The sequence below is a fragment of the Clostridium sp. LS3 genome, assembly GCF_055330225.1.
In genome coordinates, this window is sequence record NZ_CM143921.1 from 1516075 (window position 1) to 1537348 (window position 21274).

Consider the following 21274-nt stretch of genomic DNA (forward strand, 5'->3'; position numbering starts at 1 on the left):
CTAAATGATGTATGTAGGAGGTGAATTAAATGTTTGAAAAAGTTAGAGAAATAATTGCTGAAAAATTAAGCATTAACGAAGATGATATAACAATGGACTCTTCATTCGTTGACGATTTAAATGCAGATTCATTAGATTTAGTTGAACTTATGATGGCTTTAGAAGATGAGTTAGATACAGAAATTCCAGATGAAGAAGCAGAAAATTTTAAAACTGTTGGAGATGTAGTTAAGTATTTAAAGAGTCATGTTGAAGAGTAATGTAATCCCGCTTTAATGCGGGATTTTATATTTAATATTTACAGAGAATTTGGTTTATTCTTGAATTTGCTCTATTAAAAAGAATTTCTTGGAAAGCAAGTTGAAGAATAAACTTCAAGGAGTGTATAAAATGGCGAAGTTTAATATAAAAGAGGTTGAGGAGAGTATAGGTTTAACATTTAATGAGCCAAAGCTTTTAAAGACTGCATTGACTCATAGCTCCTATGCAAATCAACATAAGGATCAGGAGTATAATGAAAGATTTGAATTTTTAGGAGATTCTATTCTTCAATTATGTATTACTGAATATTTATTTTTAAATTATAAAAGCAAGAGTGAAGGTGAATTAACAAAAATAAGAAGTTTAATAGTTTGCGAAAATTCACTTTATGAAATTGGTAAAAAGTTAAATCTAGGATTTTTTATAAGAATAAGTAGAGGCGAGGAGTTAACAGGAGGAAGGGAAAGAGTATCTATAATAGCAGATGCTGTTGAAGCTTTATTAGCAGCAATTTATCTAGATAAGGGACTTGAGTTTGCTAAAGATTTTATAATAGGGTATTTTAAAGATATAATTGATAAAGCAATAAATAATGATATAGTTTTAGATTATAAAACTAAGCTTCAAGAAGAAATGCAAAAATCAGGTGAAGTTTCAATAGTTTATGAACTACTAAAGTATGAAGGACCTCCACATAGAAGAAAGTTTTTCACGTCAGTTATAATAGAGGATAAAGAATTTGGGAATGGAGAAGGTTATAGTAAAAAAGAATCAGAGCAAAATGCAGCAAAAGAAGCTTTAAGAGTTTTGGAGGAATTAAATGAGTAAAAAGCATTATATTATACCTATATTTATATCTCATCAAGGATGTCCTCATCAGTGTGTATTTTGTAATCAGGATAGAATAGCGAAGGTTGTTCAAGAAGAGGTTACTGATAAAGATGTAAAAGATACAGTTGATGATTATCTTAAAACTATAGATTATAAAAATGCAATTGTTGAAATTTCATTTTTTGGTGGTACATTTACAGCTATAGATGTAAATAAACAAAAAGAATTATTAGCAGTTGCAAAAGAATATAAAGAAAAAGGCTATATAGATAAAATAAGGATGTCAACAAGACCTGATGCAATAAATAGATATATATTAGACTACTTGAAGGATTATAAAGTAGATGTAATTGAACTTGGAGTTCAATCTTTAGATGATGAAGTATTAAGGTTATCAGGAAGAGGTCATAGTGCAGAAGATGTAGAAAAAGCATCTAATCTTATAAAAGAATATGGAATTACATTAGGTCATCAGATAATGCCAGGACTTCCAGGTGATACTTTTGAAAAAGATATTGAAACAGTGAAAAAATCTATAGAAATGGAACCAGATATATGTAGAATATATCCTTCACTAGTAATTAAAGATACACCTATGGCAGATATGTATGAGAGAGGTCAATATAAGCCTTATTCATTAGAAGAAGCTGTTGAAATATCTAAAGAGTTATATATGTTGTATAATAGTGCTAAGGTTAACATAATTAGAATTGGTCTTCAACCAACTGAAACCATAACTTGGGGAAAAGATATAATAGATGGACCTTTTCATCCAGCATTTAGGGAACTTGTAGAGGGAAGCTTAATTTGTGATAAAATAAAATCAGTTATAAATTGTGATGAAGATATAATAATTGAAATAAACTCAAAGGATCTAAGTAAGCTTTATGCGAATAAAAAACTTTATTTTAATAATTTAAAAGATAATCATAAAGGAAAAATACTAGTAACTACCAAGGATAAGATCAGCAGAGGAAGCGTTAATGTTATTGTACTAAAAAGAATAGAAAAAGTTAGTATATAAGGTAGGCAAGATTTTGCCTACCTTATTATTGATATTTCACTATCTTTACTATAAACTTAAATAAGAATAGGAGTGGTAATTATGAAGAAAAAAACAAGACAAAAAATGATATATGTAATTACTATAATTTTAGCTATCATGTTTTCAATGAGTCTATTAGTATCATTGATATAGGTAAGGAGTGTATCTATGTTTTTAAAATCCCTAGAGATAAGAGGTTTTAAATCTTTTGCGGATAAAACCCAATTAAAATTTAAAAAAGGAGTAACAGCAGTAGTAGGGCCAAATGGTAGTGGGAAAAGTAATATATCTGACTCAGTAAGATGGGTTCTTGGAGAGCAAAGTGTAAAAACCCTTAGAGGGGGAAAAATGGAAGATGTTATTTTTGCTGGGACCCAGTATAGGAAACCAGTTGGACTAGCCCAGGTTTCACTTACATTAGATAACTCAGATAGCTCATTAGATACTGATTATTCAGAAGTTACTATTACAAGAAGAATATTTAGATCAGGTGAAACAGAATATTTAATAAATAATCAAAAATGTAGATTAAAAGACATAAATAGTCTATTTATGGATACAGGTATAGGTAAAGAAGGGTATTCACTTATTGGACAAGGTAAAATAGAAGCCATACTAAGTGGTAAGGCAGAAGATAGAAGAGCATTATTAGAGGAAGCTGCTGGTATAGTTAAATTTAAATCCAGAAAAGAAGAAGCTGAAAAAAAATTATCTAATACTGAAAATAATTTAATTAGAATAAGAGATATAATTTCTACCTATGAAGAAAGAATTGAACCATTAAAAATTGAAAGAGAAAAAGCTCTAAAATATAAGACTTTAGCAGAAGAATTAAGAATAAAAGAAGTTTCTATATTAGTTAACAATATAAAAAAAATAGAAGATGAAATTAATGATGTAAGTAAAGATATAAATGAAAGAAAAAAGGATATAGAAACTAAAAGAAATAAATTACATAAGGATAAAGAAGAACTTTTAGTTTTAGAAAGTAAAATTGAAGAGTTAGAAAACAAGAATAACAAAGAAAAAAGTGAATATTACAGTAAAAAGGAAGAGTTAAACCAAAGTCTAAAGAATATAGAGATATTTAAAGAGAGAATTAAAAATTTAGAGGAAATAATAAATAAAGATTCTTTAGAAAAAGATTCTTTAGAAAATAGCTTGAAAATTTCTTTAGAAGAAAAAAATCAGTTGGGTAAGGAACTTGAAGAAAAAATAAAAGAACAAGTTCAAAAAGAAAATGATATTAAAAGATTAGAAAAAGAAGTTTATCACTTAAATAAAGAGATTCAAGATTTAGAAAAAGAAGTTCAAAACCTTAAGGAAGAGGAATTTGAGCTTTTGAGAAAGACTTCAGAAACAAACAATAATATAGTTTTACTGAATAAAGAAATATTAAATAAAGAAGAATTAGGCTTAAATGGAAAAAATGCTTTAAAAACAATAGAAGGAAATATAAGTATTAATTTAGCTACTATATTGGGATTAAAGAAAAGTATACAGGAATCTAAAAGAATAAGAGAAGAAGTAAAAAATACTATAGTAGAAAATAAGAAAAAGCTTTCTCTTTTAAGTAGTTCTTCTGCAAAAAAAGAGGGGCTTATAAGAGAAATATCTAAAAATATTAGTACTTTAGAAGGTAAATTTACTACCTTAAGAGACTTAGAAAAAAGTTATGAAGGATATCAGTTATCAGTAAAAAGACTTATGGAAAGAATAGATAATGGACAAATATCCTATGGAAAAGGTACTAAGGTTCTAGGTGAAATATTTACTGTTAATAAGGAATATGAAACTGCTATAGAAATAGCATTAGGTGGAGCTATTTCAAATATAATAACTAAAGACGAGAATGTAGCTAAATTATTAATAGATTATCTTAAGAAAAATTCTTTAGGTAGAGCTACCTTTTTACCTTTAAATATTATTAAGGGAAATAGATTAAATATTTCTAATGAAATTAGTAATCTTTCAGGTTTTTTAGGCTTAGCATCTGATTTAATTGATTTTGATGCTAAATTTAAAGAAATAATGGATTATTCTTTAGGAAAAACTATAATTGCAAGAGATATGGATTCTGCATTAAAAATTTCAAAACTTGGAAACTATAAACTTAAAATAGTAACTTTAGATGGAGAAGTTATTAGTCCAGGAGGAGCCCTTACAGGTGGAAGTATTTATAAAAAGAATAACTCTAGTATTTTAGGTAGAAGAAGAGAACTTCAAGAATTAGAAGAAAATATCTTAAAAAATAAAGAAAAATATTCATTAGAATATAATTCACTAAATAATATTAAAGAAGAAATAAAGACTATTGATGAGGACAATTTAAATAAAAGTGATGAGGTTCATGAAAAAACTATTGATATAACAAGATATGAAAGTGAAATAAAAGCTCTAGAAAATGAGGGGTTAAAGCTTAAAAATTCATTTGAAGTTTCTAAAAAGGAATTATATTTAAATAATGAAAATTTAAATAAGCTAAAAGAAGAAATAAAAAATAAAGAAGATTTATTAAACAAATTAAAAGAAGATAGCTTATTAAATAAAAATGAAATTTTGAGAATTCAAGCATTATTGATAGATAAGAAGGATAAGTTTGATAAAATAAAAGATGAAGCTATACAATTCAAAATAAATAAGGCAACACTAGATGAAGTAGTTTATGGAAAGCAGTCTGAAATAAAAAGAAAAGAGAAAGAGGAAAAAGAAAAAGAAGAAAAGATATTAAAGCTTAAAGAAGAAAATAATGAAAAAGAAAGTAATATAGACTATTTAAAAAATCAAATAGAAATAAAAGTAAACTTAATAGATGAAATAAATAAAAGATTAAATGAGCTTGAGGATATATTTAAGGTTGATGAAGTTAAGAGAATAACTTTAAAAGATAAGTTAAAAATAAGAGATGGAGAAGCAAAAGAATTAATAGAGATATTAAGGACACTAGAAGGTGAGCTAAATAAGAGAGAAATAGTATATGCTAAAATAGAAAGTGAAAAAGATAATTACTATAAACGATTAAATGAAGAATTAGATTTAACTTTAGCTGAGGCCATGGAAATTGCATTGGAAGTAGAAAATATTTCAAAAATTAAAGATGATATATTTAAATTAAAAACTCAAATAACAGCATTAGGAACAGTAAATTTAGCAGCAATAGCTGAATATGAAGAGGTTTGTGAAAAATATGAATTTATGTCAGCACAAGAAGAAGATTTAAATAAAGCAAAAGACGAGCTAATGACAGTTATTTATGAAATGACTACAAAAATGCAAGAACTATTTAGAGAAAACTTCAAAATACTAAATGAAAACTTTAATGAAACTTTTAAAGATTTATTTAAGGGTGGAAATGCAGAACTTATTTTAGGTGAAGGTGATGAGCTAACAGCTAATATAGAAATAAATGTTCAACCACCAGGTAAAAAGCTTCAAAATATAAACTTAATGTCTGGTGGAGAAAAGGTGCTTTCAGCTATAGCATTGCTATTTGCAATATTAAAGATGAAGCCTACACCTTTTTGTATATTAGATGAAATAGAAGCAGCTTTAGATGATGCAAATGTATATAGATATGCAGAGTTTTTAAAACAGTTTTCAGACAATATACAATTTATAGTTATTACACACAGAAAAGGGACTATGGAAGCAAGTGATGTTATGTATGGAATAACTATGGAAGAAAAAGGAGTATCAAAAGTAGTTTCAGTTGACTTAAGCAAAGATAATTAGGAGGTAAAAAATGTTTGGAAAACTTTTTGATAATTTAAAATCAGGACTTTCAAAAACTAAGGACGCGTTAACGGATAAAATTAACGAAACATTAAAATTAGCTATAACTATAGATGAGGATTTATATGAGGAACTAGAAGAAATTTTAGTTATGTCAGATATAGGTATGGATACAACAATAGAAATTATAGATAGATTAAAAGCAAAAATTAGAAAAGAAAAAATAAATGATCCAAGTGAAGTTTATCCTGCTTTAAAAGCGGTGATAAAGGATATGCTACTTGATGGAGCCGAAGAAAAAGAAGAAACTGATAATAAGAAAGTATTATTAGTAATAGGTGTAAATGGAGCTGGAAAAACTACATCTATAGGAAAACTTGCGGCTAAGAATAAAAAAGAAGGCAAAAAGGTTTTACTTGCAGCAGCAGATACATTTAGAGCTGCGGCCATTGACCAACTAGAAGTATGGAGCCAAAGAGCTGGAGTTGATATAGTAAAACATATGGAAGGTTCTGACCCTGCAGCAGTAGTTTTTGATGCTGTAAGTGCAGCTAAATCAAGAAATATTGATTTATTAATTTGTGATACTGCTGGAAGGCTTCATAACAAAAAGAATCTTATGGATGAGTTATCTAAAATAGGTAGAATAATAGATAAAGAGTTTAGTAATGCAGCTAAAGAAACCTTATTAGTCTTGGATGCAACTACAGGACAAAATGCAGTAGTTCAAGCAAAGCAATTTATGGAGGCTTGTCCTATAGATGGTATAATTTTAACGAAGTTAGATGGAACAGCAAAAGGTGGAGTTGTAATTTCTATAAAAAATACTTTAAATATACCAGTTAAGTATATAGGAGTTGGAGAAAGTATAGAAGATTTACAAGAGTTTGATGCTGAAGGATTTGCAGAAGCATTATTTTAATTAACAATAAAAAAGTCCGAAATAAATAGGAATTAGTGAAGGAAAGGCTTTTTAATAGTTTTAATAATAAGGTGTTTTCTTAACTTTTTTCATGATTATTAAATTTTTTACAAGTGTTAAGTAAAAATACTTGACAGCCTGGGATGGTTTTGTTAAAATCTCTTTTGTGGGTAAGGTGATGAAATGGAAGATAGGGTTGAGATTTCATTATTAATGGATTTATATGGTCCATTACTAACAGAGAAACAGTATAAAATTATGGAGCTTTATTATAATGAGGATTTATCCTTAGCCGAAATTGCTGAATTGAATAACACGAGTCGTCAGGCTATCCATGATTTAATAAAGAGATGCTATAAACAATTTCTATCCTATGAAAGTAAACTTAATTTACTTGAGAAAAGTTTTAATCAAGAAAAAATAATTACAAATCTTCTTGAGGATTTAAAAAATAAATACTCAATTTCTGAAGAGGATTATAAAAAGTATAAAAGTATATTAAAAGATTTGTAAAATCATAGGAGGGTTTAAGGTGGCTTTTGAAGGTTTATCAGATAAATTGCAGGAAGCTTTCAAAAAACTTAAGGGCAAGGGAAAGCTAACTGAAAAAGATATAAAAGAAGTTATGAGAGAAGTAAAGCTTGCGTTACTTGAAGCTGATGTTAACTTTAAAGTAGTTAAGAAATTTATTTCAAGTGTCAGTGAAAAGTGTGTTGGAAATGAAGTTTTAGAAAGTTTAACTCCAGCTCAACAAGTTATAAAAATTGTTAACGATGAACTTACGGATCTTATGGGTGGTAGTGAAAGTAAGTTAAACTTTAACTCTGTAGGACCAACAGTAATAATGATGGTTGGACTACAAGGGGCAGGTAAAACTACAATGACTGGAAAGCTTGCACTACAACTTAGAAAACAAAATAAAAAACCTCTTTTAGTAGCCTGTGATATATATAGACCAGCAGCTATTAAACAATTAGAGGTAGTTGGAAAGCAAATAGATATTCCAGTTTTTCAAATGGGTGATAAAGTTAATCCTGTTGATATTGCAAAAGCAGGTATAGCTCATGGAAGAGAAAATGGTAATAATGTTATAATAATAGATACAGCTGGTAGACTTCATATAGATGAAAATCTTATGGATGAACTAAAATCTATAAAAGAAGAAGTAAAACCTCAAGAAATACTACTTGTAGTAGATTCTATGACAGGGCAAGATGCCGTAAATGTTGCTGAAAGCTTCAATAATACATTAGATGTTTCTGGTGTTATATTAACTAAGCTTGATGGTGATACAAGAGGTGGAGCTGCTTTATCAATTAGACATATTACTGAAAAGCCAATTAAATTCATTGGTGTAGGTGAGAAAATGAGCGATTTTGAAGTTTTCTATCCAGATAGAATGGCTTCAAGAATACTAGGAATGGGAGATGTTCTTTCATTAATTGAAAAAGCTCAGGAAGCCTTCGATGATAAAGAAGCTAAAGAATTAAGTGCAAAGATGTTAGAAAATGACTTCACTTATGAAGATTATTTAACAGCTATGGAACAAATGAAAAAGCTTGGATCTCTAAGCAAAATAATGGAAATGGTGCCTGGAATTCCTAAGGAAATGAAAGATATAGATTTTGATGCTGGTGAAAAACAATTAGGCAGAGTTAAAGCTATAATTTTTTCAATGACTCCAAAGGAAAGAAGAAATCCAAAGCTTATAGCAGGATCATCTTCAAGAAAGAAGAGGATTGCTAAAGGTTCAGGTACATCATTACAAGAAGTTAACAAACTCATTAAGGGCTTTGATATGATGAGAAAGCAAATGAAACAAATGAAGTCCTTTCAAAAGAAATCTAAAAAAGGATTCTTTGGTAAATTACCTTTTATGAGTTAATATAAATGATACACTTTAAAAGGAGGTGAAATACATGGCAGTAAAAATCAGATTAAGAAGAATGGGTGCTAAGAAAGCTCCTTTCTATAGAATAGTAGTTGCTGATTCAAGAGCTCCAAGAGATGGTAGATTCATCGAGGAAATAGGATATTACAATCCTTTAACTGAACCAGCTGAAGTTAAAATCAATGAAGAAAAAGCTACTAAATGGGTACAAAATGGTGCTCAACCTACAGATGTAGTAAAGAGACTTTTTGCTCAAGCAGGATTAAATAAGTAATTTTTAGGAGGTGAACTCTGTAATTAGTTTAATTACAGGTGTTTATGAAGGAATTAATTGAAATTATAGCTAAATCCCTTGTGGATAATCCAAATGAAGTTCATGTAAATGAAATCCAAGGAGAGCAATCAATTATTCTGGAACTAAAGGTTGCTCCTGCAGATATGGGAAAAGTAATAGGTAAACAGGGAAGGATAGCTAAAGCTATCAGAACTGTTGTAAAAGCAGCAGCAATGAAAGAAGAGAAAAAAGTAGTAGTAGAAATTATTGATGTAAAGAGTTAGGATTATCCTAACTCTTTTTAAACATAAAATTACTATAAAAAGATAGTTTAATAAAATAAATTGAATTTTTAAATTATAATATTTCTAATGCTTCTATGTATGTTTGTAGAAGTATTAGAAATATTAAATATGTTAAATTAAAAGTTAGTGTTTTAACTTTAGTATATATGGAAAATACTAAGTTAAATAAATGATTTAATATAAATAATTTAATTAAAAAAGAGGTGCTAAAATGAGAGATATTTTAAGAGTTGGAAAAATAGTAAACACTCATGGGTTAAAGGGAGAAGTTAAAGTTATAGCTTTAACAGATGATCCCAAAAGATATAATGATTTAAAGTTTGTATTAATAGATGGAATAGAGAAGAAAATAAAAGGATGTAAATATCAAAAAGATAGGATAATAGTTAAATTAGAAGGAATAGATACAATAGAAGAAGCTGAAAAATATAAAAATAAGTATATGGAAATTCCAAGAGAATATGCAGTTCCTTTAGAAGAAGATACATATTTTATTGCAGATATTGTTGGATGCAATGTTTATGATACAGAAGGTAAATCTTTAGGAGAAGTTTATGATGTAATCCAAACAAAAAATAATGATGTATATTGGATAAGAAAGCCTAAAGAATTATTAATTCCTGTACTTTTAGATATAGTTACAGATATAGATATAGAAAATAGAAAAATTACAATAAAACCAGTAGGAGAATGGCAAGATGAAGATTAGTATTCTTACATTATTTCCTGAAATGTTTGACATATTTAATCATAGTATAATAGGAAAAGCTAAGGAAAAAAATATAGTAGAAATAGAAGCTTTAAATATAAGGGAGTTTACTTTAAATAAACATAAAAAGGTAGATGATTACCCATATGGTGGTGGGGCTGGAATGGTTATGACTCCTCAGCCATTAGTAGACTCTATAAGACATTGTAAAAAAACTAATAAAGGGAAAGTTGTTTTCTTAGGACCTAGAGGAAAAACCTTTAATCAAGAGATGGCTAAAGAATTATCTAAAGAAGATGAGCTTATATTTATATGTGGTCATTATGAGGGAATTGATGAAAGAGTATATAAATATATAGACTCAGAAGTTTCCTTGGGCGATTTTGTATTAACTGGTGGAGAAATGGCTGCTATTCCTGTAATAGATTCCATTTTAAGGCTAAAAAGTGGAGTTTTAGGGAAAGAAGAAAGTTATATGGATGAGTCCTTTTCAGATGGATTATTAGAATATCCTCAGTACACAAGACCAGAGGAGTTTGAAGGAGATAGGGTACCAGAGATATTGCTTTCAGGTCATCATGAAAATATAAGGAAATGGAGAAGAGCTCAATCTTTAATAATAACTAAGGAAAGAAGAGAAGATTTATATAGAAAAATAACTCTTACAAAAGAAGATAAAAAAATACTAGAAAAGTATAAATAAATTGTTGAAATATAACAGAACTTATGTTAAAATAACCTTTGTGTTAGTACGGGCGGTCCTCTGTCAATTGTTTGTTAAGAACGTCTAAATATTATATTAAGGAGGGACTACACAATGAACGAAATAATAAGAGCTATTGAAGCTGAACAAATGAGAAACGATCTTCCAAATTTCAGCGTAGGAGATAACGTTAAAGTTTACGTTAAAATTAAAGAAGGTACAAGAGAAAGAGTACAAATGTTTGAAGGAACAGTTATAAAGAAGCAAAATGGTGGATTAAGAGAAACTTTCACTGTAAGAAGAGTTGCTTACGGAACTGGAGTAGAAAGAACTTTCCCAATGAACTCTCCAATTATCGATAAAATGGAAGTTGTAAGAAAAGGTAAAGTAAGAAGAGCTAAATTATACTACTTAAGAGACAGAGTAGGTAAGGCTGCTAAAGTTAAAGAATTAAACGTTAGATAATTATCTAATGATTAAGTAAGGGACTTTTATAAGTCCCTTTTTCTTTATTTTAGATCATATATTTATTGAAAAATGAAGTTATTAAAAATGTGATTAAAAGTTAATTTGTTTATTATTGATATATAGAGAATATAAATGGATATAATACACTTATAATTAATTAGATATGGAGGAATTTAAATATGGCTACAATAAATTGGTTTCCAGGGCATATGAAAAAAACTCAAAGAGAAATAAAAGAAAATTTAAAATTAGTAGATGCAATTATTGAAATTAGAGATGCTAGAATACCAAAAAGTTCTGCAAATCCTGATATAGATAAGCTTTGCGAAGGAAAGCCAAGAGTAATACTTTTAAACAAAAGTGACTTATCAGAAGCTAAAGTAACAAAAATGTGGATGAATCATTTATCTTCAGAAAATGTAAAAGTTATAGAAGTAAATTGCTTATCAGGAAAAGGATTAAATCAAATTAAGCCAACATTAGATTTATTATTAAAAGAAAAACATGATAGACTTAAATCTAAAGGTTTAGTGAAAATACAAATGAGAGTTATGGTAGTTGGTATACCAAATGTAGGAAAGTCTACATTTATAAATAAGATGGCTAAAAATAATATAGCAAAGACAGGTGATAGACCTGGTGTTACAAAGAGCAAACAATGGATAAAAACTAAAATGGACATTGAAATGCTAGATACACCTGGAGTTTTATGGCCTAAATTTGAGGATGAAAAAACAGCTCTTAATTTAGCTTTTACAGGAGCTATAAAAGATGAAATAATGGACATAGAAGAACTTTCTTATAATTTAGTTAAAAGGCTTCAAAGCTTCTATGGAGAAAATTTAAAGGAAAGATATAAGATCGATAAAATAGATGAGGATCCCCTAGAAACTTTGAATAGTATAGCTAGAAAAAGAGGATGCTTAGTTAAAGGTGGAGAAATAGATTATAATAGAATATCTGTAATTCTTCTAGATGAGTTTAGAGGAGGAAAAATAGGTAATATTTCACTTGAGCGCCCAGATGACGAAGAGGGATTAGAGGAATAAAATAATGGATTTATTAAATAATGATATTCAAAAATTAAGTTATAAAGATATAAAATCATATATAGATAATATAAAGGTAAGTGAAGAAAAAGATAATATTTATTTAATGGATTTAATAAATTTACTTTCTTCAGATAAGAGAAAAAATGTTAAAGCTTTAGGGGTAAAGCTTTATAAAGAAAAAGAAAAAAAAGAAAAAGAAATCCAAAGAGTAAGGTCGATGTATAATTTTGATAAAGGTTTTGGAAAGTATTCATATATAGCTGGAGTAGATGAAGTAGGGAGAGGACCACTTGCAGGACCAATAGTAGCATGTGCAGTAATATTAGACTTAGATGCAATAGATGATGAACTGATACTTTGGTTAAATGATTCTAAGAAATTATCAGAAAAGAAAAGAGAATCTTTATCAGAAGTAATAAAAGAAAAAGCATTAGCATATTACATTTCTGAAAGTTCAAATAATGAAATTGATGAAAAAGGTATAGCTTATTGTAATAATAAAATATTTTTAGAAGCATGTATATCTATGAAGATAAAACCGGAGCTTATATTATCAGATGGATATTTAATTAAAGGAATTAATATACATAATAAATCCGTTATTAAAGGAGATGCAAAATCAGCATCAATAGCAGCTGCATCTATTTTAGCAAAGGTATATAGAGATAATTTAATGAAGGAATATTCAAAAGAATATCCTTATTATGGTTTTGATGAAAATGCTGGATATGGCACTAATAAGCACGTAGATGGACTAAAAGAATTTGGACCATGTAAAATACATAGAAGATCATTTTTAAAAAATATACTTCCAATTAATAGCCTCTAAAGGCATCTTCTACATGATTTAAAAAATAAGATTCATTATTTTTATTAAAATATATTTCTATAACATCAAATCTACAGTTATAGTTAAATAATTTTCTAGAAAGTATATAAAATTCACATAAATTAATTATTTGTTTTTGTTTAGAGTAGGTAACAGATTCAGAGGGTATTCCGTATGAATAATTGTACCTACTTTTTACTTCTACAAAAATAATTAAATCACTATACTTGCATATCAAATCAATCTCACCATGCTTATTTCTAAAGTTTCTATTTAATATATAATATCCTTTAGACTTTAAATAAGATGAAGCTAAGTCTTCACCATATGCACCTATGCATTTATTATAGCTATTCATAAAATATCACCACAATTCTATATTATTTTAAAATAATATTAAATAATCATCATCTTATAATATTGACAAGAATAATATCTTAAATCATTTTTTTAAAAATTAATGTTTAATAATTAAATTATAATGTCAATAATGTTTAAGAGGTGATGATAATGTCAATGGAAATAATAAGCGCCACTCATAATGGACTTGATGGAATACTTATAAATGTAGAAGTAGATATAAATAAAGGGATGCCTAGTTTTAATATAGTAGGTCTTCCTGATGTTTCCATAAAGGAATCTAAAGAAAGAGTAAGGTCAGCAATAATAAACAGTGGATTTGAGTTTCCACTAGGAAGAATAACTATAAATTTAGCACCAGCAGATATTAGAAAAATTGGTTCATTACTTGATCTTCCGATAGCTATTGGAATATTAATGGAGTCTAATCAAATATCTAAAAAAGATTTAAGTGATTTTATAGTTTTTGGAGAACTTTCATTAGGAGGAGATTTAAAAGAAATAAAAGGGATTCTGCCAATAATTTTTGAAGGTGAAAGTAATAAGAAAAATAATTTTATATTTCCTCTAAATAATTTAAAGGAATTAAGATCCTTTAATATAGGTAATTTTTATCCTTTTAAAACATTAAAAGAGGTTATTTCTTTCATTAATAATGAGGATTTATTACCATTTATTTTTGATAAGGAGATTAAGAGTGTAAAAAAGGAATTGTTAGATTATTCAGATATAATAGGACAAAATACATCAAAAAGAGCAATGCAAATAGCAGCTGCTGGTAGACATAATATATTGCTTTTTGGTTCCCCAGGTTCAGGCAAAACTATGCTTGCAAAGGCCTTACCATCTATATTACCACCTCTTACGTATAAAGAAGAAATAGAAATCGCAAAAATCTATAGTGCTTCAGGAATCTTTTCAGGCGAGAATGGGGTTAATAGACCCTTTAGAAATCCGCATCACACAATAACTAGAATAGCTTTAGCTGGTGGAGGTAAAGAGGTAAAAGCAGGGGAAATTACTTTAGCTCATAATGGAGTGCTTTTCTTAGATGAAATTTTAGAATTTAAAAGGGATGTATTAGAGAGTTTAAGAGAACCATTAGAAGAAAAAGTTATAAATATCAATAGAATAAATGGAACATATAAGTTGCCATCAAATTTTTTATTAGTTGGAGCCTTTAATCCTTGTCCATGTGGACTTTATTTAGGAGGAATAGATGAAAATGGATGTACATGTTCTGAGGGTGAAAGAAAGAGGTATTTAAATAGATTATCTAGAGCCCTGTTAGATAGGATAGATTTATTAAGTTACGTACCTAGATTAAAATACGAAGACATAGCTAAAGGAAGAGATAGGTTAACTTCTAGTAAAATAAAGGATAAAGTATTAGAAGCTAGAGAAGTGCAAAAATTTAGATATAAAAATAGCGGGTATAATTATAATTCAGAAGTAAAGGGGAAAGATATAGAAAGGCTATTTAATATATCTGAAGGAACAAAAAATTTATTAAAAATGTATTACGATAAATTTAATTTGACTATGAGAGGTTATGACAAAATAATAAAGGTTTCAAGAACCATAGCAGATTTAGAAAACTCTGAAAATGTATGTGAACATCATATTTTTGAAGCGTTAGGATATAGAAGAAATGTAGAGGGAGAAATAATTTAATATAAGGATGGATTTTATGAACAGTGATGAACTATGGTTTATTTTAGCCAATATATCCAATGAAAAGAAAGTTTCATTAATAGAAAAATATGGGGATGAAACTACAATTAAAAAATATAAAGATGAAATTAAAGAATTCAAAAAAGTTAAAATTGACCTAAATACAGATGAAAGAATTAATGAGTTTAGGAATTACATAAATAGTTTTGGAATAGGATATATTACAATTAAGTCAAAAGAATACCCAGAAAGCTTAAGGTATATTACAGATCCTCCATATGTATTATTTTATAAAGGGAATATTGATTTATTAAATAAGAGGTTAGCAGCAGTGATTGGAGCAAGAAAATGTACACAATACGGTGTAGAAGTAGCTAAAATAATAGGAAAAGAATTAAGTGAAAATAATATTACTGTTGTTAGTGGGCTAGCATCAGGAATAGACTCTGTGGCACAAAGGAGCGCTATTGAATTTAGAGGAAAAACCATAGGGGTTTTAGGCTGTGGAATAGATATTGTTTATCCTAAAAGTAATAAGTTTTTATACGAAAAAGTTATAAAGGAAGGGTTATTAATTTCAGAATTTTTACCGCGAACTCCGCCTATGCCTTATAATTTTCCTAGAAGAAATAGAATAATAAGTGGTATAAGTGAAAAATTAATAGTAATTGAAGCTACTAAAAAAAGTGGATCTTTAATTACAGTAGACTTTGCGTTAAGTATAGGAAAAGAGATAATGGCTATTCCAGGCCCAGTCCTAAATGGAAATAGTGAAGGATGTAACAAACTAATAAGAGACGGAGCAAAACCTTTTACTGAAATGGATGATTTATATGATTTTTTTGATATAAATAAAGAAAAAGATAGAAAAATGGAAGTAAATGAATATAAAATTAGTTTGTTAAAGGTAATAAATGATGAACCAAAACACTTAGATGATATAATAAAAACTGTAAATGTTGACAGAAAGGTATTATTTGAGTTATTATTTGAAATGCAAAATAGAAATGAAATTATTTGCCTTCCTGGCAATTATTATGCAAAATCATTATAAATTTAAGGGGGTGTAAACTCCATAAAATTTACTGGAGTTTTATGTATGGGACAAAATCTTGTAATAGTAGAATCACCTGCAAAGGCTAAAACTATAGGAAAGTATCTTGGAAAGAATTATACAGTAGAAGCATCTATGGGACATGTGAGAGATTTGCCAAAAAGTAAATTAGGCGTTGATATAGAGAATAATTTTGATCCAAAGTATATAACTATAAGAGGCAAGGGCGAACTTTTAACTAAACTTAAAAAAGCAGCAAAAAAAGCTGATAAAGTTTATCTTGCAACGGACCCTGATCGTGAAGGTGAAGCAATATCATGGCATTTAGCCAATATTTTAAATATTTCAGAAGATGAAAAATGTAGAATAGTGTTTAATGAGATAACTAAAAGTGCAGTAAAATCATCTATAAAAGAAGCAAGAGAAATAAATACCAACTTAGTAGATGCTCAGCAAGCAAGAAGAATATTAGATAGATTAGTTGGTTATGAAATTAGCCCAATTTTATGGAAGAATGTAAAATGGGGATTAAGTGCTGGAAGAGTTCAATCAGCCGCATTGAAACTTATATGTGATAGAGAAGAAGAAATTAATAAGTTTGAACCAAAAGAATATTGGAGTGTTGATTGCACAGCAACTAAAGATAGAAAAAAATTTTCTATAAAGTTATCTCATTATAAGAATAAGAAAATTGAAATTAATACTGAAGAAGAAAGTAATAAAATAATAGAAGAATTAAAGAAAGATAAATTTATAGTTACTAAGGTTAAAAAAGGATCAAAACTTAAAAATCCATTACCACCTTTTACTACTAGTACACTGCAGCAAGAAGCATCAAAGAAGTTAAATTTTATGACTAAAAGAACGATGTCTATAGCTCAAGTCTTATATGAAGGTGTAGAGGTTAAAGGATATGGAACAGTAGGATTAATCACTTATATGAGAACAGATTCTGTTAGAATATCAGAGGAAGCTCAAGGAAAAGCATTAGAATTTATTAATTCTACTTACGGAAAAGAGTATGCTCCAAGTTCTCCAAGGATTTATAAAGGAAAGAAAAATATACAAGACGCTCATGAAGCTATAAGACCATCTATAATTGAAATTACACCAGAGATGGCGAAAAACTCATTAACATCTGAGCAATATAAATTATATTCTCTTATTTGGAATAGATTTATGGCAAGTCAAATGGCTTCTTGTGAATTAAATACTAATAGTATAGAAATTAAAAATGGAGATTATAAATTCAAAGCAAGTGGATCTACTATAAAGTTTGATGGATTTATGAAGCTTTATGAATATGCAACAGAAGAGGATAATGAAGATGTTTCATTACCTAAGTTAGAAGAAAATGATGAATTAAGTAAGGTTGATATAGAAGGAAAACAACACTTTACACAACCACCTGCACGTTATAGTGAAGCATCTTTTGTAAAGTCACTAGAAGAAAAAGGTATAGGAAGGCCAAGTACTTATGTACCAACAATAACTACAATATTAAGTAGGGACTATATAAAGAGAGAGAAGAAAAATTTAATTCCAACAGAGCTTGGATTTATAGTTAATAATATGGTAAGTGAGTATTTTAAACAAATTGTAGATGTGGATTTTACTGCTGAAATGGAAAGAAACCTCGATCACATAGAAGAAGGGCAAGAAGAATGGAGAAAAGTAGTTGGAGAATTCTTTGGACCATTAAAAATTGCTATAGATAAAGCTGAAAAAGAAGTATCTAAAGTAGTTATAGAAGATAAAGTAAGTGATGTACCTTGCGATAAATGTGGTCGTATGATGGTAATAAAACATGGAAGGTATGGGAATTTTTTAGCATGTCCAGGGTATCCAGAATGTAAGAATGCTAAGCCTATAGTAGAAGAAATAGATGCTCCTTGCCCAAAATGTGGGGGGAAAATTTTAGCTAAGAAAAGTAAAAAAGGAAAGAAGTTCTTTGGTTGTGGTAATTACCCAGAGTGTGATTTTATAAGCTGGAATGAACCTTTAAAAGATAAATGTCCAGAATGTGGAGCTTATATGGTGTTAAAATATAATAAAACAAAAGGTAATTATGCTCAATGTTCAAATTCAAATTGTAATAAGACTATTAATTTAAATACAGAAAATAATGAAAAATAAACAATAGAAATCAATTAAATCTTAATAAATTAATAAAATGACCTATTTTCTATACATAATGTCGAAAAGTGCAAAAAATTTGTTGAAAATAAGTAGGGCTTATGATAGTATAAATAAGTAATAAAGATATTTTGAGAAAATTTGTGCAATTTTAAATTTTCAAAAAATTTAATGGCTTTATTTATAGGAGGAAGATGGGATGTCATCATTATTAAATAAGACAAGAATGTTGAATAAAATACTACAAAAATCCGGTACAGATCCTGTAGCATTTGAAGACATATGTTCATTATTAAGTGAAGTATTATCATGTAATGTATATGTAACAAGTAGAAAAGGTAAAATACTTGGATATACATTCTCAAAAAACTTTGAGTGTGATATTATGAAAAATCAAGTTATAGATGAGAAGAGATTTCCAAAGGAATATAATGATAATTTATTAAATATTCATGAAAGTATTGCTAATCTAAATAATAAGGGATTATGTGTCTTTGAAGGACAAGGAAGCTGTATTATGAAAGATAAAATAACTACAATAGTTCCTATAATAGGTAATAGAGAAAGACTAGGAACTTTAATGCTTGCAAGATTTGGAGAAGAGTTTACAGATGAAGATTTAGTGTTAGCTGAATATAGTGCTGCAATAGTAGGGATGGAAATATTAAGATCTAAACAAGTAGAAATAGAAGAAGAAGCAAGAAAGAAAGCAGTAGTTCAATTAGCTATAGGAACTTTATCTTATTCAGAGTTAGAAGCTGTTGAACATATATTTAATGAATTAGAAGGAAGTGAAGGATTACTAGTTGCATCAAAAATTGCTGATAAAGTTGGTATAACAAGAAGTGTTATAGTAAATGCATTAAGAAAATTTGAAAGTGCAGGAGTAATAGAATCAAGATCTCTTGGAATGAAGGGAACACATATAAAAATATTAAATGAAAAGCTATTAGATGAATTAAAAAAGATAAATTAGCATATACTAAAAGCGTCAAATTACTTAGAATAATTTGGCGCTTTTAGTATATAGAAGAAGGTTTGAAAAATTATATTAATATTTTATAAATTATAAATGTAAAAATATATAATTAAATTATTTTCAACTATAAAATTTAAAGGCATAGATATAAATCTTTAATATAAATGTAAATATTATTTTAATTTACATTTATTGATTTTTAGATGAAAAAAATGTTGCCACTGTAATAACCTTATGTTATACTAACAAAGGTAACAAATACGCACACTATTAGATTTGTAAAGATGGTGCCTTATTTTAAGGAAACTTTATAAGAAGATAGTGGAGGAAAAACCAGGAGGTAAGAAAATGGCAGTTATATCAATGAAACAATTATTAGAAGCAGGTGTACACTTTGGACACCAAACTAGAAGATGGAACCCTAAGATGGCTCCTTATATATTCACAGAAAGAAATGGAATATATATAATAGATCTTCAAAAAACAGTTAAAAAAGTAGACGAAGCTTATAACTTTATAAAAGAAGTTGCAACAGAAGGAAAAGATATCTTATTTGTAGGAACTAAGAAACAAGCTCAAGAAGCTATTCAAGAAGAAGCAATAAGATCAAACATGCACTTTGTTAATAATAGATGGTTAGGTGGTATGTTAACTAACTTCAAAACTATCAAAACTAGAATTAACAGATTAGAAACTTTAAAGACTATGGAAGAAGACGGAACATTTGACGTTTTACCAAAGAAAGAAGTTATAAAGTTAAAAGGCGAAATGGAAAAATTAGAAAAGAACTTAGGTGGAATTAAGAATTTAGATGCTTCAAACATAGGAGCTATATTCGTAGTTGACCCAAGAAAAGAAAAGAATGCTATTTCAGAAGCTAAGATATTAGGAATACCAGTAGTAGGTATAGTTGATACTAACTGTGATCCAGAAGAAGTTGATTACGTAATTCCAGGTAACGATGATGCTATAAGAGCTGTTAAATTAATAACTGCAAAAATGGCTGATGGTATAATCGAAGGAAGACAAGGCGAACAATTAGCTGAATAATAAAATTAAAGGGTAGGTGAGTTTTCTCATTTACCTTTTAACCTAAATAATAAGGTTTACATTAAGTTGGGAGGAATTTACATTATGATAACTGCTCAATCAGTTAAAGAATTAAGAGACAAAACTGGCGCAGGAATGATGGACTGCAAAAAGGCTTTAACAGAATCTCAAGGAGATATGGAAAAAGCTATTGAAATATTAAGAGAAAAGGGTCTTGCTGCTGCTGCTAAAAAAGCAGGAAGAGTTGCTGCGGAAGGAATAGTGAAAACTTACATAGCAGAAGATAAAAAATCTGCTGGTATAGTTGAATTAAACTGTGAAACAGATTTCGTTGCTGCTAACGAAGAATTCGTAAGCTTTGCAGACAGATTAGCTCAAATGGCTTCAAAAACTTCAGTTGCTACAGTAGAAGAGTTTGTTACTGAAAAATTTGATGCTGAAAATACAGTTTCAGAAGCGCTTACAGCTTTAATAGCTAAGTTAGGTGAAAACATGACTGTAAGAAGATTTGCTAAATTTACTTTAGAAAATGGTGTAGTTGAAAGCTATATCCATGGTGGTGGAAGAATCGGTGTTGTTGTTGAATTAGGATGTGATGCTGATAATACTACTGTTTTAACAGAAGTAGCAAAAGATGTATGTATGCAAGTAGCTGCTACTAATCCAGCATTCTTAAGTAGAGAAGATGTAGATCAAGAATCTTTAGAAAAAGAAAAAGAAATCTACAGAGTTCAAGCTTTAAATGAAGGAAAACCAGAAAACATAGTAGAAAAAATGGTAATGGGAAGAATTCAAAAATACTATAAAGAAGTATGTCTTTTAGATCAAGCATGGGTAAAAGATGGAGATAAGAGCATAAGCAAATACCTTCAAGAAAAATCAAAAGAAGTTGGTTCTCCTATAACTATTAATAAGTTTGTAAGATTCGAAAGAGGAGAAGGTATCGCGAAAGCAGAAGATAACTTCGCTGAAGAAGTAGCTAAGATGACTAAGTAATAC

Annotated in this window: 21 protein-coding genes; 20 read left to right on the forward strand and 1 reads right to left on the reverse strand. The window is 28.4% G+C overall.

Translation table 11 applies throughout. From position 1 onward, the window contains the following. Positions 1 to 29 precede the first annotated feature (29 nt). The 14 genes from acpP (at position 30) to ACZJV1_RS07080 (ending at position 13022) form a co-directional block, all read left to right on the forward strand. Positions 30 to 260 (forward strand): acyl carrier protein, encoded by a 231-nt coding sequence (acpP, locus tag ACZJV1_RS07015; protein ID WP_322545591.1) that lies wholly within the window; start codon positions 30 to 32, stop codon positions 258 to 260. 130 nt (positions 261 to 390) lie between these two features. Further along, positions 391 to 1089: a ribonuclease III gene (gene rnc, locus ACZJV1_RS07020; protein WP_460287812.1), complete on the forward strand. Its 699-nt coding sequence runs from the start codon at positions 391 to 393 to the stop codon at positions 1087 to 1089. After that, complete coding sequence (locus ACZJV1_RS07025; RefSeq protein ID WP_463651840.1) at positions 1082 to 2116, forward strand: elongator complex protein 3; 1035 nt, start codon at positions 1082 to 1084, stop codon at positions 2114 to 2116. Before rnc ends, ACZJV1_RS07025 begins: the two co-directional genes overlap by 8 nt. Positions 2117 to 2305: 189 nt before the next feature. Further along, complete coding sequence (gene smc / locus ACZJV1_RS07030; protein WP_463651841.1) at positions 2306 to 5869, forward strand: chromosome segregation protein SMC; 3564 nt, start codon at positions 2306 to 2308, stop codon at positions 5867 to 5869. Positions 5870 to 5879: 10 nt separating this feature from the next. After that, positions 5880 to 6791, forward strand: coding sequence for a signal recognition particle-docking protein FtsY (gene ftsY, locus ACZJV1_RS07035; protein ID WP_411170513.1), 912 nt, complete (start codon positions 5880 to 5882; stop codon positions 6789 to 6791). A gap of 183 nt (positions 6792 to 6974) precedes the next feature. Beyond that, positions 6975 to 7304 (forward strand): putative DNA-binding protein, encoded by a 330-nt coding sequence (locus tag ACZJV1_RS07040; RefSeq protein ID WP_411170514.1) that lies wholly within the window; start codon positions 6975 to 6977, stop codon positions 7302 to 7304. Positions 7305 to 7323: 19 nt separating this feature from the next. Beyond that, positions 7324 to 8676: a signal recognition particle protein gene (gene ffh / locus ACZJV1_RS07045; RefSeq protein ID WP_460287808.1), complete on the forward strand. Its 1353-nt coding sequence runs from the start codon at positions 7324 to 7326 to the stop codon at positions 8674 to 8676. Positions 8677 to 8710: 34 nt separating this feature from the next. After that, positions 8711 to 8956 carry a 30S ribosomal protein S16 gene (gene rpsP, locus ACZJV1_RS07050; protein ID WP_008678375.1) on the forward strand — a complete coding sequence of 82 codons (246 nt, stop codon included), beginning with the start codon at positions 8711 to 8713 and terminating at the stop codon, positions 8954 to 8956. Between the two features lie 44 nt (positions 8957 to 9000). After that, complete coding sequence (locus ACZJV1_RS07055) at positions 9001 to 9240, forward strand: KH domain-containing protein (protein ID WP_411170516.1); 240 nt, start codon at positions 9001 to 9003, stop codon at positions 9238 to 9240. Between the two features lie 232 nt (positions 9241 to 9472). After that, on the forward strand, positions 9473 to 9970 hold the full coding sequence (gene rimM, locus ACZJV1_RS07060) for a ribosome maturation factor RimM (RefSeq protein WP_411170517.1): 498 nt from the start codon (positions 9473 to 9475) through the stop codon (positions 9968 to 9970). Beyond that, positions 9960 to 10673, forward strand: a complete 714-nt coding sequence (gene trmD / locus ACZJV1_RS07065) for a tRNA (guanosine(37)-N1)-methyltransferase TrmD (protein ID WP_460287806.1) — start codon at positions 9960 to 9962, stop codon at positions 10671 to 10673. The genes rimM and trmD overlap by 11 nt, the downstream gene beginning before the upstream one ends. A gap of 114 nt (positions 10674 to 10787) precedes the next feature. Continuing rightward, a complete protein-coding gene (rplS, locus tag ACZJV1_RS07070; RefSeq protein WP_411170519.1) occupies positions 10788 to 11138 on the forward strand; it encodes a 50S ribosomal protein L19 in 351 nt (116 codons plus the stop codon). A gap of 182 nt (positions 11139 to 11320) precedes the next feature. Continuing rightward, positions 11321 to 12190 carry a ribosome biogenesis GTPase YlqF gene (gene ylqF, locus ACZJV1_RS07075; RefSeq protein WP_460287804.1) on the forward strand — a complete coding sequence of 290 codons (870 nt, stop codon included), beginning with the start codon at positions 11321 to 11323 and terminating at the stop codon, positions 12188 to 12190. A 4-nt stretch (positions 12191 to 12194) separates the two neighbouring features. Continuing rightward, positions 12195 to 13022: a ribonuclease HII gene (locus ACZJV1_RS07080; protein WP_463651842.1), complete on the forward strand. Its 828-nt coding sequence runs from the start codon at positions 12195 to 12197 to the stop codon at positions 13020 to 13022. Here the strand turns inward: ACZJV1_RS07080 and ACZJV1_RS07085 are convergent. Further along, entirely contained in the window at positions 13009 to 13380 is a 372-nt protein-coding gene (locus ACZJV1_RS07085) for a YraN family protein (RefSeq protein ID WP_460287801.1), read from the reverse strand. The genes ACZJV1_RS07080 and ACZJV1_RS07085 overlap by 14 nt on opposite strands. A gap of 152 nt (positions 13381 to 13532) precedes the next feature. Here ACZJV1_RS07085 and ACZJV1_RS07090 point away from each other — a divergent pair, with 152 nt between their 5' ends. From ACZJV1_RS07090 to tsf, 6 genes are all read left to right on the forward strand, one after another. After that, complete coding sequence (locus ACZJV1_RS07090) at positions 13533 to 15056, forward strand: YifB family Mg chelatase-like AAA ATPase (protein ID WP_463651843.1); 1524 nt, start codon at positions 13533 to 13535, stop codon at positions 15054 to 15056. A 16-nt stretch (positions 15057 to 15072) separates the two neighbouring features. After that, on the forward strand, positions 15073 to 16110 hold the full coding sequence (gene dprA / locus ACZJV1_RS07095; protein WP_463651844.1) for a DNA-processing protein DprA: 1038 nt from the start codon (positions 15073 to 15075) through the stop codon (positions 16108 to 16110). Positions 16111 to 16155: 45 nt separating this feature from the next. Further along, positions 16156 to 18246: a type I DNA topoisomerase gene (gene topA / locus ACZJV1_RS07100; RefSeq protein ID WP_463651846.1), complete on the forward strand. Its 2091-nt coding sequence runs from the start codon at positions 16156 to 16158 to the stop codon at positions 18244 to 18246. Between the two features lie 199 nt (positions 18247 to 18445). Further along, entirely contained in the window at positions 18446 to 19222 is a 777-nt protein-coding gene (gene codY, locus ACZJV1_RS07105) for a GTP-sensing pleiotropic transcriptional regulator CodY (RefSeq protein WP_411170526.1), read from the forward strand. A 351-nt stretch (positions 19223 to 19573) separates the two neighbouring features. Next, positions 19574 to 20275 (forward strand): 30S ribosomal protein S2, encoded by a 702-nt coding sequence (gene rpsB / locus ACZJV1_RS07110; protein ID WP_411170527.1) that lies wholly within the window; start codon positions 19574 to 19576, stop codon positions 20273 to 20275. A gap of 84 nt (positions 20276 to 20359) precedes the next feature. Further along, positions 20360 to 21271 carry a translation elongation factor Ts gene (gene tsf / locus ACZJV1_RS07115; RefSeq protein ID WP_460287794.1) on the forward strand — a complete coding sequence of 304 codons (912 nt, stop codon included), beginning with the start codon at positions 20360 to 20362 and terminating at the stop codon, positions 21269 to 21271. Positions 21272 to 21274: the final 3 nt, after the last annotated feature.

What these genes read in the sequence shown, in the direction of transcription:
- acpP (WP_322545591.1), top strand. Translation starts at nt 30, where the DNA reads ATGTTTGAAAAAGTTAGAGAAATAATTGCTGAAAAATTAAGCATTAAC.
- rnc (WP_460287812.1), top strand. Translation starts at nt 391, where the DNA reads ATGGCGAAGTTTAATATAAAAGAGGTTGAGGAGAGTATAGGTTTAACA.
- ACZJV1_RS07025 (WP_463651840.1), top strand. Translation starts at nt 1,082, where the DNA reads ATGAGTAAAAAGCATTATATTATACCTATATTTATATCTCATCAAGGA.
- smc (WP_463651841.1), top strand. Translation starts at nt 2,306, where the DNA reads ATGTTTTTAAAATCCCTAGAGATAAGAGGTTTTAAATCTTTTGCGGAT.
- ftsY (WP_411170513.1), top strand. Translation starts at nt 5,880, where the DNA reads ATGTTTGGAAAACTTTTTGATAATTTAAAATCAGGACTTTCAAAAACT.
- ACZJV1_RS07040 (WP_411170514.1), top strand. Translation starts at nt 6,975, where the DNA reads ATGGAAGATAGGGTTGAGATTTCATTATTAATGGATTTATATGGTCCA.
- rpsP (WP_008678375.1), top strand. Translation starts at nt 8,711, where the DNA reads ATGGCAGTAAAAATCAGATTAAGAAGAATGGGTGCTAAGAAAGCTCCT.
- ACZJV1_RS07055 (WP_411170516.1), top strand. Translation starts at nt 9,001, where the DNA reads ATGAAGGAATTAATTGAAATTATAGCTAAATCCCTTGTGGATAATCCA.
- rimM (WP_411170517.1), top strand. Translation starts at nt 9,473, where the DNA reads ATGAGAGATATTTTAAGAGTTGGAAAAATAGTAAACACTCATGGGTTA.
- trmD (WP_460287806.1), top strand. Translation starts at nt 9,960, where the DNA reads ATGAAGATTAGTATTCTTACATTATTTCCTGAAATGTTTGACATATTT.
- rplS (WP_411170519.1), top strand. Translation starts at nt 10,788, where the DNA reads ATGAACGAAATAATAAGAGCTATTGAAGCTGAACAAATGAGAAACGAT.
- ylqF (WP_460287804.1), top strand. Translation starts at nt 11,321, where the DNA reads ATGGCTACAATAAATTGGTTTCCAGGGCATATGAAAAAAACTCAAAGA.
- ACZJV1_RS07080 (WP_463651842.1), top strand. Translation starts at nt 12,195, where the DNA reads ATGGATTTATTAAATAATGATATTCAAAAATTAAGTTATAAAGATATA.
- ACZJV1_RS07085 (WP_460287801.1), bottom strand. Translation starts at nt 13,380, where the DNA reads ATGAATAGCTATAATAAATGCATAGGTGCATATGGTGAAGACTTAGCT.
- ACZJV1_RS07090 (WP_463651843.1), top strand. Translation starts at nt 13,533, where the DNA reads ATGTCAATGGAAATAATAAGCGCCACTCATAATGGACTTGATGGAATA.
- dprA (WP_463651844.1), top strand. Translation starts at nt 15,073, where the DNA reads ATGAACAGTGATGAACTATGGTTTATTTTAGCCAATATATCCAATGAA.
- topA (WP_463651846.1), top strand. Translation starts at nt 16,156, where the DNA reads ATGGGACAAAATCTTGTAATAGTAGAATCACCTGCAAAGGCTAAAACT.
- codY (WP_411170526.1), top strand. Translation starts at nt 18,446, where the DNA reads ATGTCATCATTATTAAATAAGACAAGAATGTTGAATAAAATACTACAA.
- rpsB (WP_411170527.1), top strand. Translation starts at nt 19,574, where the DNA reads ATGGCAGTTATATCAATGAAACAATTATTAGAAGCAGGTGTACACTTT.
- tsf (WP_460287794.1), top strand. Translation starts at nt 20,360, where the DNA reads ATGATAACTGCTCAATCAGTTAAAGAATTAAGAGACAAAACTGGCGCA.